Consider the following 14,627-nt stretch of genomic DNA (forward strand, 5'->3'; position numbering starts at 1 on the left):
CCGGGCGGGTGGGGACACGGGCAGCGGGGTCGCCTTTCTTTGGGGTACTTTTCTTTGGCGAAGCAAAGAACAAGTACCTCGGCCGCCGGGCCGAGACCCGGCCTCNTCAAGGCAGGCAGCAACCATTAGCTCAACAAACGCGAGGCAGAATCAGGGATCAAACCTTGCTGAAATCCGGCTTGCGCTTCTCCATGAACGCCGAGAACGCCTCGCGCGCAGCAGGCTCGCGCAGCATGCGCCCAAAGCTCGCGCCCTCTTCCGCCATGCGCTCCAGCACCGGCTGAATCTGCCCCTTCTTCATCAACCGCTTGGTCTCGATCAACGCAGACAAGGGCTTGGCAGCCAGCTTCTTCGCCTGCGCCTGCGCGATGCCATTGCACTCCGTCGGCGGCACCACGCGGTTCACCAGACCCACTTCCAGCGCAGCCTCGGCCATGAAGGGCTCGCCCAGCAGCAAGGCCTCTGCGGCACGGTGGTACCCCATCATCTGCGGCACCAGCAGGCTCGACGCCGCCTCGGGGCACAGGCCCAGGTTCACGAAGGGCATGGAGAACGCCGCGTTGTCACCCGCATAGACCAGGTCGCAATGGAACAGCATGGTCGTGCCGATGCCCACGGCCGGACCGCAGACGGATGCGATGACGGGCTTGGGGAACGCGGCAATGCCGTGCAGGAAGCGGAACACGGGCGAGTCCTGCGTGGCGGGCGGCTGCTGCAAGAAGTCGCCGATGTCGTTGCCGGCGCTGAAGATCGCCACATCGCCCTGGAACACCACCACGCGCACAGCCACGTCCGCTTCGGCCGCAACCAGCGCATCGGCCATGGCCGCGTACATGGTGGTGGTGATGGAGTTTTTCTTGTCCACCCGGTTGAAGGTGATGGTGGTGACACCGGCTTCGGTGTGGACGAGGATGTCTTGGGTGGATGCAGTCATGGCGGGAATCTCGGGGTTTGGGATGAATGGGGCATCGAAGGACGGATGCGCGCGCAGGATGCTAACGCCCCCTGCCCGCCTTGCATCCATCATTCCTTGTAGTAAACGATCTGGTGGCTCGTGGCCAGCATGGTGCCGGCCTCGTTCCACAACTGGGCGGTCTGGTCGAAGAAGCCGTTGCGGAATTCCTGGCCGCGAGCCTGGCCCAAAAGGTGGCCGGTGCCGGTGGCCTCAAGCTGCTCGGCGCTGGCGTGGAAATACACGGTGATGGAAACCGTACCGGCCGGCACGCGGCGTGCGCGGCGCAGCCACACGCGCGGGTAGAACACATCGGCCAGGGCGGCGAGCGACAGAAAATCCAGCGGCCGTGGTGGCGCATCGCGCATCCACAACTGCGTGGTGCTGTGGTCGCCGCTGCCATCCCAGGTGTTGGGGATGGGACCTTTCAACGGGCGCATTTCATAGCGGTTGATCCACTCCACACCTTGCCGGGCAATGGGCACCAGCTCGCCGGGCGGCGTCACCTCGGGCATGGGCAGATCGCCCACGCTCCAGGTCTCGCGGCGCACAGCCGTCACCGCCGTGCCGGTGGTGGTGACCACCAGCGCACCCTCGGCATCGGCCTGCAGGATGGACAGTGTCCAGTGCTGGGTGGAGCGGTTGGTGCGCACGGGCATGGCCTGGATGGTGAAGGCGCCCTCCACCAAGGCCCCCGCGTAGTTGACCGTGAGCGACAGGGGATCGCCCAGCCGGTCCGGGTGCAGCAGGATGGCCTTGAGCAGGCTGGCCGCCGTGATGCCGCCAAACGGACCGACCATGTTCCAGTAACCGGGGTGGGTCTGACCCTGGTACTGCCCCGGGACATCGCCGCTGGTTAACAGCTGCAGCGCTTCGTCGAGCGGGTGGCAGTGTTGGTCGGCGGGTGTTGCCGAAGCGTCGTCGCTGCCGTGCGGGGTCTTGGTGCTGTTCATGCGCTGAGTGTGCCGCGAATTACGGGACTACACCGTCGTGCCGGTGACTGTGGCCGCACCCAGCCCCGCCAGCAAGGCCGCCGCCGCGCGCGGCCACAGGCTGCTGCTGAACTGGTCGCGAAAGAAACCGAAATGCCCGATGCGGCGCACCTGCAGGTCCGCAGGGGTGATGCTCTCGACCCGGCGCTCGGTGTTGGCATACAGGTTGACCAGGTTGTGCGTGCCGCGCAGCGTCATCAGCTCGTCGTCGCTCATCGACAGCGCCAGCACCGGAAAGCGCACGGCCCCATAGCTTTGTGCCACCGCAGCCCCTTCGGCCCCCACGCTGTAGGCCGGGTTCAGGCACCAGCGGCGCCATTGCAGGATCACGCCGGCCGGCAGGTCGCCGACCTTCTTGAGCGTGCGCCCCGGAAAATAACCGCACAGCCGCGTGGCCAACGGCACCAGCACCCACCAGAAATACGGAACGATGCGCTTGAGCTGCGGCGCATTGTCGCGCCAGTACCCACTGCCCGCCGCCACGCTGAGCAGCCCATCGACCTGCGCCGGGTTGCGCAACAGCCCCGGCAACTGTGCACCCAGGCTGTGCCCCAGCAGGTACAGCGGCCGCGCCGGCAGCGCGGCCTTTGCGGCCGAAATCACGGCCTCGTAGTCCTGCGCCCAGTCGAACAGATCCGCCTTCACGGCCCGCACAGGACCCTGCAGCGAATCCCCATGCCCGCGGTAGTCGAACGTCGTGACCCGAAACCCCTGCTGCGCCAGCCAGCGCGAAAACGCCTCGTAGAACGCCTGCCGCACCCCCATGGCCCCGCCAATGACGACGCTGGCGCGAGCGGCACTGGTGCCACCCTCGGGCTCGTACACGCGCAGTGCCAAAGGCACGCCACCATCCAACTGCAAAGTCTGCTTGTCCATGTCCGTCTCCTGTGAAGACCGATCTGCGCCGGTTCAATGGAAAACACTTCAAACAATCCCGCTCTTCAAACCCCGCCCTCAAGGGCGTAGCGAGCGGTCTTCAGGCTAGGCGGACGGAGCACAGCAACCGGAACGTACTTCCTGTACGTGAGGATTGCGAGCACCGCCCAACGACGCCTGGAGGCCGCTCGGTAGCCGGCCCCACCACCCCGCCCTCAAGGGCGTAGCGAGCGGGATGAGCTGCTAGGCGGACGGAGCGGAGCCACCGGAACGTACTTGAAGTACGTGAGGATGGCGAGCACCGCCCAACGACGCAGATCGCCCGCTCGGTAGCCAGCCAACATCAAACAGATTCGAAGATGCCGGCGGCTCCCTGTCCCATGCCTACGCACATGGTCACCATGCCGTACTTGAGCTTGTTGCGCTTGAGCGCATGCACCACCGTGGCCGAGCGGATCGCCCCCGTCGCCCCCAGCGGATGCCCCAGCGCAATCGCGCCCCCCATCGGATTGACCTTCGATGCATCGAGCCCCAGCGTGTTCATCACCGCAAGCGACTGCGCCGCAAACGCCTCGTTCAGCTCGAACCAGTCGATGTCCTGCTGGTTCAGGCCCGCATAGCGCAGCGCCGCAGGAATCGCCTCGATCGGGCCGATGCCCATGATGTGCGGCGGCACGCCCTTGGCGGCGTAGCTCACGAAGCGCGCCAGCGGCGTCAGGCCGAAGCGCTTGACGGCGGCCTCGCTGGCCAGGATCAGCACACCGGCGCCGTCGCTGGTCTGCGAGCTGTTGCCGGCCGTGACGGAGCCGCGCGCGGCGAACACCGTCTTGAGCTTGGCCAGGCCTTCGAGCGTGGTGTCGGGGCGAGCGCCCTCGTCCAGGCTCACGGTGCGGCTCTTGGCAATCGACTCGCCGGTTTCGAGGTTGGCCGTGCGGTCGGTCACTTCGATGGGCGTGATTTCGTCGGCGAAGTAGCCCGCCTTCTGCGCGGCCAGGGCCTTCAGGTGCGACTGCAGCGCAAACTCGTCCTGCGCGTCGCGGCTGACCTTCCACTGCTGGGCCACCTTCTCAGCCGTGAGGCCCATGCCGTAGGCAATGCCCACATCGCCTTCGCGCTCGAAGATCGAGGGCGACAGCGAGGGCGAGTTGCCCATCATGGGCACCATGCTCATGCTTTCCACACCGGCGGCGATCATCACGTCGGCCTCGCCCACGCGGATGCGGTCTGCCGCCATCTGCACGGCCGACAGGCCCGATGCGCAGAAGCGGTTGACGGTGATGCCGCCCACGCTGGTGGGCAGGCCGGCCAGCACGGCGCCGATACGCGCCACGTTCAGGCCCTGCTGGGCTTCGGGGATCGCGCAGCCGCAGATGATGTCCTCGATGGCCTTGGGATCAAGGCCGGGCACTGCGGCCAGCGCTGCCTTGAGCGTGGTCGCCAGCAGGTCGTCAGGCCGGGTGTTGCGGAAGAAGCCGCGGTGCGAACGCCCGATGGGCGTGCGCGTGGCAGCAACGATGTAGGCTTCCTGGACTTGTTTGGCCATGGTGGTGAAACTCCTTCAATTCTTGGCTGGGCGGCTGGAGGGAATCCAGGCCCAGGTAAATGCACATTCGACCGGCTCGGCGCCGGCCTCATCGGTCACGGTGACGGTGACCTGGACCTCGCCCTTGTCACTGGCCTGCATGGCGGCGCGCTGCTCGGCGCTGAGTACGGCCACGGCCTTGAGGCCGCCCGTGGTGCGCTTGCGAAAGGCCATGCTGAGCTCCTTGGCCAGCGGGATGCAGTCGTCGCGCACGTTCATGCCCACGACCATGCCGGTGGCCGTCTCGGCCAGCAGGTTCATGGCCGAGGCGTGCACGCCACCGATGTGGTTCTGCACCCGGTGATCGTTGGCCAGGTGCACCTCGACCCGTTCGGACGTGAGCGACACGAACTTCACCCCGGCCGTTCCCGTGAAGGGAACGGCGCGGCGCAGGATGATGTTCTGCACGAAGCCGCGCATGAAGGCCGGGGCTTCGTCCAGCCGCATCAGCGAGCGCTGCAGCTTGTTCGGCGGGCGGGTGGTGGTCTCGCTCATCGTGGTTGGCCTGGTCAATTAGTTGCGCACGGGCTTGCCGGTGGACAGCATCCCGAGGATGCGCTCCTGCGTCTTGGGGTGCTCGATGAGCGCGCAGAACGCCTTGCGCTCCAGCGTCATCAGGTACTCCTCGCTCACCAGGGTGCCGGCATCCACGTCACCGCCGCAGACCACTTCGGCGATCAGGCCGGCGATATGGAAGTCGTGCTGGCTGATGAAGCCGCCGTCGCGCATGTTGACCAGCGAGCCCTTGATGGTGGCGATGCCGCTGCGGCCGACCACCGGGAACAAGCGCTTGGCGGGCGCACGCCAGCCGCCCTTGGCCAGGGACTTGGCCTCGTTGATGGCCACGAACAGCAGCTCGTCCTTGTGCGGCACGATCACGTCGCTGTCAAGCAGGTAGCCGAGCTTGCGCGATTCGAGCGCGCTGGTGCCCACCTTGGCCATGGCCGCAGCGGTGAAGCCTTCGGTCAGGAAGGGCAGGATGTCCTTGCCCGTGGAGGTGGCGGCGTTCTCGGCCGCGCGGCGGGCGATGTAGGTCAGGCCGCCGGCACCCGGCACCAGACCCACGCCGACTTCGACCAGGCCGATGTAGCTCTCCATGTGCACCACGCGGCGGGCCGAGTGCACGGCCAGCTCGCAGCCACCGCCCAGTGCCAGGCCGCGCACGGCAGCGACCACAGGCACGTTGGCATAGCGGATGCGCAGCATGGTGTTCTGCAGCTCGGCTTCTGCCCCCTCGATGGCGCTCACGCCAGCCACCATGAAGGCGGGCAGCATGGCCTGCAGGTCGGCACCGGCGCTGAAGGGCTCGTCGCCAGACCAGATTACCACGCCTTCGTAGTCCTTCTCGGCGAGGTCCACGGCCTGGGCCAGGCCTTCGGCCACGTCGGGGCTGATGGCATGCATCTTGGTCTTGATGCTGGCGATGACGATACCGGTGCCAGGGGCGCGGTCAGCGCCCTCCAGCGTCCACAGGCGAATCGCATCGTCCTCGTGCAGCGTGGTGCCGGCGGTGGCGAAGTCGGGCAACGCCTCGCCGAGCAGCTTCTCGGGGAAGTGCTGGCGCTCGTACACGGGCAGCGCACGGCGCGCGATGAACTTCTGCGCCGATGCGCTCCACGAGCCCTGTGCGGTGTGCACGCCACCGGCCTCGGCCACGGGGCCCTTGAACACCCACTCGGGCAGCGGCGCCTTGGACAGGGCCTTGCCGGCGTCGATGTCTTCCTGGATCATCTTCGCCACGTCGAGCCAGCCGGCTTCCTGCCACAGCTCGAAGGGGCCCTGCTTCATGCCGAAGCCCCAGCGCATGGCCTGGTCCACGTCGCGCGCATTGTCGGCGATGGTGCCAAGGTGCACTGCGGCGTAATGGAAGCTGTTGCGCAGGATGGCCCACAGGAACTGGCCCTGCGCGCCTTCGGCATTGCGCAGCAGGCGCAGTCGCTCGGCAGCGGGCTTTCGGAGCATGCGGCCGTACACCTCGTCGGCCTTCTGGCCGCCGGGCACGTATTCTTCGCTCTCCAGGTCGAAGCGCAGCACGTCGCGCCCGACCTTCTTGTAGAAGCCGGCCTTGGCCTTCTGGCCCAGGTTGCCCAGTTCCAGCAGCTTTTGGAGCACGGCGGGCGTGCCGAAGCTGGCGTAGAACGGGTCGCTCTTGTCGTCCAGGTTGTCCTGCAGCGTCTTGATGACGTGGGCCATGGTGTCGAGGCCCACCACGTCGGCGGTGCGGAAGGTGCCGCTCGACGCGCGGCCGAGCTTCTTGCCCGTGAGATCGTCCACCACGTCGTAGGTCAGGCCGAAGTTCTCGACTTCTTTCATGGTCGCCAGCATGCCGGCAATGCCCACGCGGTTGGCCACGAAGTTGGGCGTGTCGTGGGCGCGCACCACGCCCTTGCCCAGGCCGCTGGTGACGAAGGCTTCGAGCTGGTCGAGCACTTCGGGCGAGGTCGTGGGCGTGTTGATCAGCTCCACCAGCACCATGTAGCGCGGCGGGTTGAAGAAGTGGATGCCGCAAAAGCGCGGCTTGATGCTCTCGGGCAGCGCCTCGGAAAGCTTGGTGATCGACAGGCCCGAGGTGTTCGATGCCACGATGGCATGCGGCGCGACGAAGGGCGCGATCTTCTTGTACAGGTCGAGCTTCCAGTCCATGCGCTCGGCGATGGCCTCGATGATCAGGTCGCAGTCGCGCAGTTGCTCCAGGTGCTCTTCGTAGTTCGCCTGGCCGATCAGCGCGGCGTCGTCCGCCACGCCCAGGGGCGAGGGCTTGAGCTTCTTGAGGCCTTCGACGGCGCGGGTGACGATGCCGTTCTTCGGGCCTTCCTTGGCCGGCAGATCGAACAGCACCACGGGCACCTTGACGTTGACCAGGTGCGCAGCGATCTGCGCGCCCATCACGCCCGCGCCCAGCACGGCGACTTTCTTCACTTGGAATCTTGACATCGGTATTTCTCCTGGAGGGCGGCAGCGTCGTGGCGCCTCCGTTGTTGCACACGCCGGCAGGGGCCGGTGCGTGCGGTTGTCTTTCTTTGCTTACTGGACCCGCACCCAGGTCTGCGTGCGGCCAAAGGGGCCGATGGAGCCGCGCACTTCGAGCTTCTTGCCGCCCTCGATGGGTGCCATGCGCAGCGTGTAGTTGCGGCCGTTCTCGGGGTCGAGGATCTTGCCACCCTCCCACACGTCCTTGCCTTCGGCCTTCTTCGCGCCACGAATCAGCTCCAGGCCCAGCAGCGGCTTGCCCTTGCGGTCATCGCTGCATTCCGCGCACACCTCGTCGGGCTTGGCGTCCTTGGCCAGACGCTTTTCGAGCACGCCCGTCAGGGCACCGCCACCCGCGTCGCGGATGCGGATCTCGGCCTTGGCCTCGCCGGTCTTGTCGTCGATGTTGCGCCACAGGCCTTCGGGCGTCATCTGCGCCCAGGCCGGTGCCGCGAGGGCGACGAACGCAAGGGCGGTTGTTGCTGCTTTGTACATGGACGCTGCTCCGTGGTTCAAGGGGGTCGGGATCCGCAAGCCAGCGACTCAGGCCAGGGCCAGGTCGGTGTCCATCAGCACCTTGCTGCCGGCGCGGGCCGTGCGCATCAGCGTCGCGGTCTCGGGGAAGAGCTTGGCGAAGTAAAAGCGTGCGGTCTGCAGCTTGGCCTGGTAGAACGGGTCGGTGTTGCCGGCAGCGATCTCGCGCAGGGCGACCTGGGCCATGCGGGCGAACAGGTAGCCGAACACCAGGTGGCCAGCCACGCGCAGGTAATCCACGGCGGCGGCGCCCACTTCGTCGGGGTTCTGCAGGCCCTTGAAGCCGATCTCGGTGGTGAACTTGGTCATCTGGTCGGCCAGGTAGGCGACCGGGTTGATGAACTCGGCCATCTTCTCGTTCACGCCTTCCTCTTCGACCAGCTTGCCCACCAGCTTGCCGAACTTCTTGAGCGAGGCGCCGTTGTTGCCCAGGATCTTGCGGCCCAGCAGGTCCAGCGACTGGATGGTGTTGGTGCCTTCATAGATCATGTTGATGCGGTTGTCGCGCACATACTGCTCCATGCCCCATTCCTTGATGAAGCCATGGCCGCCGAAGACCTGCATGCACGCGTTAGTGGCGATGTGGCCGTTGTCGGTGATGAAGGCCTTGACGATGGGCGTGAGCAGAGCCACGAGCTCCTCGGAGTCCTTGCGCACCTTCTCGTCGGCGTGGCCGTGGGCCTTGTCCAGCAGCAGCGTGCAGAAGATCTGCAGTGCCCGGCCGCCTTCGGCATAGGCCTTCGCCGTGAGCAGCATCTTGCGCACGTCGGGGTGCACGATGATCGGGTCGGCATCCTTGTCCTTGGCCTTGGTGCCCGACAGGCTGCGCATCTGGATGCGGTCCTTGGCGTAGGCCAGGGCGTTCTGGTAGGCCACTTCGGTCAGGCCCAGCGACTGGTTGCCCACGCCCAGGCGGGCGGCGTTCATCATCACGAACATGGCGGCCAGGCCCTTGTTGGGCTGGCCCACCAGGGTGCCGACAGCGCCGTCGATGGCGATCTGCGCGGTGGCGTTGCCGTGGATGCCCATCTTGTGCTCCAGGCCGGTGCAGAAGATCGGGTTGCGCTCGCCCAGCGAGCCATCGGCATTGATGTTGAACTTGGGCACCACGAACAGGCTGATGCCCTTGCTGCCCTTGGGCGCATCGGGCAGGCGGGCCAGCACCAGGTGGACGATGTTGGCGGCCATGTCGTGCTCGCCGGCCGAGATGAAGATCTTGTTGCCGGTGATCTTGTAGCTGCCGTCGGCCAGGGGTTCGGCCTTGGTGCGCAGCAGGCCCAGGTCGGTACCGCAGTGGGGTTCGGTCAGGCACATGGTGCCGGTCCATTCGCCGCTGGTGAGCTTGGGCAGGTACAGGGCCTTTTGCGCGTCGGTGCCGTGGGCGTGCAGTGCCTCATAGGCGCCGTGCGACAGGCCGGGGTACATGGTCCAGGCCTGGTTGGCCGAGTTCATCATCTCGTACAGGCACTGGTTGAGCACGAACGGCAGGCCCTGGCCGCCGTAGGCGGGGTCGCAGGAGAGGGCAGCCCAGCCGCCTTCGACGTACTTGGCGTAGGCATCCTTGAAGCCCGTGGGGGTCTTCACTTCATGGGTGGCCTTGTCCAGCACGCAGCCTTCGGTGTCGCCACTGATGTTCAGCGGAAAGGTGACCTCGGCAGCGAACTTGCCGGCTTCTTCGATCACGGCATTGATGGTGTCCACATCCACCTCGGCATGGGCCGGCAGGGCCTTCAGTTCGTCGCTGACCTTGAGCACTTCGTGCATGACGAATTGCATGTCGCGCAGGGGCGGCGTATAGCTGGGCATGGGGGTTACTCCTTGGATATGGTGGTTTGGTTGGAAACTTTGCGGCGTGCCGCAGCGGGTGCTGCGGCCACAGGTGCGGATGCCTGCGCGCTGTAGCGCGCCAGGATGTTGCGAAAGCCCGTGACGGAGCGCGCCATGGAGCCGGGGGTGCGCAGGAAGCGTGCTTCGTAGTGCAGCGCCAGGATCAGGCCGTGGATCTCGAAGAGCATCTGCTCCTCATTGGTGTCGGAGCGCAGCTCGCCGCACTCCTTGCACTGTTCGATGGCCCGGCGCATGGCGGCCAGCCAGGTGAGGACCGAGCTGGCCAGCGCATCGCGCACAGGGCCGTTGCGGTCATCGAACTCGACCGCGCCACTGATGTAGATGCAGCCCGAATCGATCTCGATCGAGGTGCGCTTCATCCAGTTGTCGAACAACGCACTCAGGCGGCCCACGCCGCGGGGCGCCGACATGGCGGGGTAGAACACTTCCTGCTCGAAGCGCGTGTGGTATTCGCGGATAACGGAGATCTGCAACTCTTCGCGCGAGCCGAAGTGGGCAAACACGCCCGACTTGCTCATGCCCGTCACATCGGCCAGTGCGCCAATCGACAGACCTTCAAGCCCGATGTGCGTGGCCAGACCCAGCGCTGCCTCGACGATCACCGCCTTGGTATGCTGGCCTTTTTGCAGGGCGCGCCCCGTACCGCTGCGAGCACGGGGGATGCGGGTGACCGCAGGAGAGTCGGAGGTGGCGGGCATGCGTGCAAATAAAAACGAACGTTCGTACTATTCTGCAGCAAATTCGCCCCACTGCCAAAAGCCTCTCCAAAAATAGGGAGACCGCACCAAACTCTGTTGCATCGCAGCGACCTGCGGGCGCTGCGCCAATGGCGCTTACTTCTGGATCATCAGCGCCAGGCTGGCGTCGAGGTGTTCGGTGGGCATGCGGCGAAAGCCCGAGCGTGCATAGCGCTGCAGGCGCCCCAGCGCAAATGCGGTGAGCACGCTGGCGGCCACCTGGGCATCGACCGTGGGCGTGGCGGATGCTGCGCTGGCCGGCCGCAGGCACTGGCGCAGTGTGGACTCGATGCGATCAAAGAACTGGTTCATGCGCTGCTGCAGGCGCTCGTGCTCAAACACCAGGGCATCGCCCACCATCACGCGCACCATGCCCGGATTGCGCTCGCCGAACTGCAAAATCACCGCGACGATGCGGGTCGTCTGGCGCAGGCCCACTTCGGCCGGCTGGTCCGGATCGGGCACGTCGCGACCCGTGATCTGCTGCACGAGTGTGAACACGGACTGCTCGATGAAATCGATCAGCCCTTCGAACATCTGCGCCTTGCTGGCGAAATGGCGGTACAGCGCGGCCTCGCTGACGGACAGCCGTGCCGCCAGTGCGGCGGTGGTGATGCGCTCCGCCCCTGGCTGCTCCAGCATGGTGGCCAGCATTTGCAGGATCTGCACCCGGCGCTCGCCGGGCTTGGGCCGCTTGCGCGCAGCAGGGCTGTCCCCTGCATCGGCGGTGCTGGCTGGCTCGGGAGGCGTGAAAAGATCGGACATGCGCAAAGAGGGAGTGAGTACGCCCCGGGGCTGGCAGCCCCAGAGCCCTGGGGCCTGTGGTCCCCACCACCTGGAATGCATGCCGGGGTAACAGCATGCCCAGTCTGCGGCAGGGCGTAAATCATGTGTGGAAATGATTCTCGCACAGCCCCTGGGGAGCCCCAGGCAAGCAGCTCCGCTAGAGCGGAAACACCACAGTCACCACCAGACCACGGCCTTGCGCGCCGGTGCTCAGGGTCAGCGAGGCGCGGTGTACGCGGGCAATTTCGTCGGCAATCGCCAGCCCCAGGCCCGTGCCCTCCCCCACCGTGCCCGGCACCCGGTAAAAACGCTGCATCACCCGGGTGCGCTCGGCATCGGGTACGCCGGGGCCGTCGTCTTCCACCTGCAGGAAAACACGCGGTGGCCCGCTCTTGCCCTGGCGCATGCCGCAGCGGATGGTGACGATGCCCGAGGGCGGGGTGTACTTGATGGCATTGTCCACCAGGTTCGACAGCAACTCGCGCAGCAGCCAGCCGTGGCCAGTGACGTGCACGGGCTGCACCTCCAGGCCCAGGTCCAGGCCCTTGCCGGTGGCGGGGTCGAGAAAGGTTTCGAGCAGGGTCTCGCACAGGTCCTTGAGGTCCACGCGCTGCGGTTGCTGGGCATCGAGGCTGCGCGCATCGGCGCGCGACAGGGCGAGCAACTGGTGCGCCAGCTGCGAGGTACGGCGCGTGGCATTGCGCAGCTTCTCGATCTGGTCCACGCCCAGCACGATGGCGCCCTGGGTGCGGCCGTCGGTGGACACTGGGCCCTTCTTGTCCAGGCCAGTCGATGGCTGCCGCTGGGGCGCAGCCGCCTTGGCCATCATGGCCCAGGCCTCGACCTGGGCCTGCAGGCCTGCGAGCGGCGTGCGCAGCTGGTGTGCGGCGTCGGCCACGAAGCGGCGCTGCCCTTCGGCCTGGGCATTGACCAGGGCGAACAGGCGGTTGAGCGAGTGCACGAGCGGCCGCACCTCGGACGGCGAGGAGGCTTCGTCGATGGGACTCAGGTCGCGCGGCGAGCGGTGCTCCACGGCTTCGGCCAGGTCCACCAGCGGCTTGAAGGCCTGGCGCACAGCCCAGTGGATGGCCAGCGCGGCGGCGGCCACCAGCACCAGGTTGGGCAGCAGCACGCGCAGCAGCAGTTGCTGGGCCCATTGCTGGCGCGGGTCGGAACCATCGGCCAGGGCCACCACCATCTCGCCGGCCCCCGTGCGCCCGCGCTGCACGGCAACGCGGTAGGTCACGCCGCCGTACTCCATGCTGTGGAACTCGGGCGCCTGGGTGGTGGGCACGGCGCTGTGCACCCAGTCGTCGCCCAGCAGCAGCTTGCCCGCAGGGTCGCGCACGCTGTAGCCCGAGAAGCCCGCGTTCTGGCGCAGAAAGTCCTCCAGCGGCGGGGCCAGCAGCAGCAGGGGCGGATCGTTGTCTCGGATGGCCGGGGCCAGCACCGAATCGGACAGGGCGGGCAGCAGCCTGAGCAGGCGCTGGTCGTGCTGGCCGGCGGCCTCGTCCGCCGAGCGGTAGTCCAGCCAGACGCCGATGGTCGCCAGCGCGCACAGGGGCAGCACCAGCAGCAGCAGCAAGCGGTTGCGCAGGTCCGAGGTCATGGCACGCAGCCCGGGCCGACGCGCAGGAGGGAGCCGGGGTTCCATGGTCGGGGCTGTGAAAGAAGGGGTTCAGCCGGCCTGGAGTTCGAGCCGGTAACCGAACCCCCGGATGGAGCGCAGGGCCACGCCATGCGGCTCCAGCTTGCCACGCAGGCGGGAGACATACACCTCGACCGCGTTGGGCGTGATCTCCTTGTCCCAGCCGGTGAGCGCCTGCAGCAGCTTGTCCTTGCTGGCGGGCTTGGGCGCATTGATGAGCAGGTACTCCAGCACCGTCCATTCGCGCGGACCGAGTTCGATCACCTGCTCACCGGTATCGGAGCGGATGCTGGCGCGCCGGCCTGCCGTATCGAGCTCCAGGGGCCCGAAGCTGAGCACGGCGGTGGTGGCAGCCTGCGAGCGGCGCAGCAGGGCGCGCAGCCGCGCCAGCAGCTCGGGCAGTTCGAAGGGCTTGACCATGTAGTCATCGGCCCCCAGATCCAGCCCCTGCACCCGATCATGCAGGGCATCGCGCGCGGTGAGGATGAGCACGGGCATCGAAGGGCTGGCCATGTCCGGGCGGCGCAGGCGCCGCGTGAGTTCGAGCCCGTCCATGGCGGGCAGGCCGATGTCGATGATGGCCGCATCGAAGGATTCGACGCGCAGCACCTCTTCGGCGCGCTCGCCGCTGCCAACCCAGTCCACCGCGTAGCCGGCGTCAGACAGCCCCAGCTTGATGCCGCTGGCCACCATCACGTCGTCTTCGACCAGCAGCAGTCTCATTCCGTCACCAGGACCATCAATGGCTGCGGATCATCGTGCCGTAGGCCTGGTCGGTCAGGATCTCAAGCAGCATGGCATGGGGTACGCGGCCGTCGATGATGTGCACGGCGTGCACGCCGGCCTTGGCTGCGTCCAATGCGCCGGCGATCTTGGGCAGCATGCCGCCGGAGATGGTGCCGTCGGCAAACAGTGCGTCGATCTCGCGCGCTGTCAGGTCGGTGAGCAGCTTGCCCTGCTTGTCCAGCACACCGGGGGTGTTGGTCAGGAGCATCAGCTTCTCGGCCTGGAGCACGGTGGCCAGCTTGCTGGCGACCACGTCGGCATTGATGTTGTAGCTCTCGTTGTTTTCGCCGAAGCCGATGGGGCTGATCACGGGGATGAAGGCATCGTCCTGCAGTGCCTTGACCACGCTGGGGTCGATGGAGAGGATGTCGCCCACCTGGCCCACGTCGTGCTCGATGCTCGGGTCCTTGGTATCGAGCAGCTTGAGCTTTTGCGCGCGGATCATGCCGCCATCGCGCCCGGTGAGGCCTACGGCCTTGCCGCCGGCCTGGTTGATCAGGCCCACGATGTCCTGCTGTACTTCGCCGGCCAGCACCCACTCCACCACTTCCATGGTTTCGGCATCGGTCACGCGCATGCCCTGGATGAACTCGCCCTTCTTGCCCAGGCGGTTCAGGGCCGTCTCGATCTGGGGACCGCCACCGTGGACCACCACAGGGTTCATGCCCACGAGCTTGAGCAGCACCACGTCTTCGGCGAAGTCGGCCTGCAGGGCCGGGTCGGTCATGGCGTTGCCGCCGTACTTGATGACAATGGTCTTGCCATGGAACTTGCGGATATAGGGCAGCGCCTGGGCCAGTATTTCAGCCTTGTCGCGGGGCGCAATCGAGAGAAGATCGGTCATGGGGGCGTGCCATCAAGAGAAAACGAGGATGCGCAAATTGTGCCGCATTCGCGGGCCGGTCTGGCAAGCAGT

The 14,627-nt window shown here is 66.6% G+C and carries 13 protein-coding genes; all 13 read right to left on the reverse strand.

From position 1 onward, the window contains the following. Positions 1–157 precede the first annotated feature (157 nt). On the reverse strand, positions 158–934 hold the full coding sequence (locus ASE28_RS09130) for an enoyl-CoA hydratase (RefSeq protein ID WP_057266334.1): 777 nt from the start codon (positions 932–934) through the stop codon (positions 158–160). An 89-nt stretch (positions 935–1,023) separates the two neighbouring features. After that, positions 1,024–1,905, reverse strand: a complete 882-nt coding sequence (locus ASE28_RS09135; RefSeq protein ID WP_255361072.1) for an acyl-CoA thioesterase II — start codon at positions 1,903–1,905, stop codon at positions 1,024–1,026. A 27-nt stretch (positions 1,906–1,932) separates the two neighbouring features. After that, entirely contained in the window at positions 1,933–2,820 is an 888-nt protein-coding gene (locus tag ASE28_RS09140) for an alpha/beta fold hydrolase (RefSeq protein WP_057266335.1), read from the reverse strand. Positions 2,821–3,163: 343 nt separating this feature from the next. Beyond that, a complete protein-coding gene (locus ASE28_RS09145; RefSeq protein WP_057266336.1) occupies positions 3,164–4,363 on the reverse strand; it encodes an acetyl-CoA C-acyltransferase in 1,200 nt (399 codons plus the stop codon). A 15-nt stretch (positions 4,364–4,378) separates the two neighbouring features. Continuing rightward, positions 4,379–4,897 carry a DUF4442 domain-containing protein gene (locus tag ASE28_RS09150; RefSeq protein ID WP_057266337.1) on the reverse strand — a complete coding sequence of 173 codons (519 nt, stop codon included), beginning with the start codon at positions 4,895–4,897 and terminating at the stop codon, positions 4,379–4,381. Positions 4,898–4,915: 18 nt separating this feature from the next. Continuing rightward, entirely contained in the window at positions 4,916–7,336 is a 2,421-nt protein-coding gene (locus ASE28_RS09155) for a 3-hydroxyacyl-CoA dehydrogenase/enoyl-CoA hydratase family protein (protein WP_057266338.1), read from the reverse strand. A gap of 90 nt (positions 7,337–7,426) precedes the next feature. Then, complete coding sequence (locus tag ASE28_RS09160) at positions 7,427–7,867, reverse strand: DUF2147 domain-containing protein (protein WP_057266339.1); 441 nt, start codon at positions 7,865–7,867, stop codon at positions 7,427–7,429. Between the two features lie 48 nt (positions 7,868–7,915). Next, positions 7,916–9,712, reverse strand: a complete 1,797-nt coding sequence (locus ASE28_RS09165; RefSeq protein WP_057266340.1) for an acyl-CoA dehydrogenase C-terminal domain-containing protein — start codon at positions 9,710–9,712, stop codon at positions 7,916–7,918. A 5-nt stretch (positions 9,713–9,717) separates the two neighbouring features. Next, positions 9,718–10,452 (reverse strand): TetR/AcrR family transcriptional regulator, encoded by a 735-nt coding sequence (locus tag ASE28_RS09170; protein ID WP_057266341.1) that lies wholly within the window; start codon positions 10,450–10,452, stop codon positions 9,718–9,720. A gap of 135 nt (positions 10,453–10,587) precedes the next feature. Further along, complete coding sequence (gene slmA, locus ASE28_RS09175) at positions 10,588–11,256, reverse strand: nucleoid occlusion factor SlmA (protein WP_057266342.1); 669 nt, start codon at positions 11,254–11,256, stop codon at positions 10,588–10,590. 178 nt (positions 11,257–11,434) lie between these two features. Then, positions 11,435–12,886: a sensor histidine kinase gene (locus tag ASE28_RS09180; RefSeq protein WP_057266343.1), complete on the reverse strand. Its 1,452-nt coding sequence runs from the start codon at positions 12,884–12,886 to the stop codon at positions 11,435–11,437. Positions 12,887–12,955: 69 nt separating this feature from the next. Further along, on the reverse strand, positions 12,956–13,648 hold the full coding sequence (locus ASE28_RS09185; RefSeq protein WP_057200070.1) for a response regulator transcription factor: 693 nt from the start codon (positions 13,646–13,648) through the stop codon (positions 12,956–12,958). Between the two features lie 16 nt (positions 13,649–13,664). Then, positions 13,665–14,555, reverse strand: coding sequence for an acetylglutamate kinase (gene argB, locus ASE28_RS09190; RefSeq protein WP_057200069.1), 891 nt, complete (start codon positions 14,553–14,555; stop codon positions 13,665–13,667). Between the last annotated feature and the right edge of the window lie 72 nt (positions 14,556–14,627).

The organism is Acidovorax sp. Root219, assembly GCF_001428665.1.
Classification (GTDB): Bacteria; Pseudomonadota; Gammaproteobacteria; order Burkholderiales; family Burkholderiaceae_C; genus Acidovorax.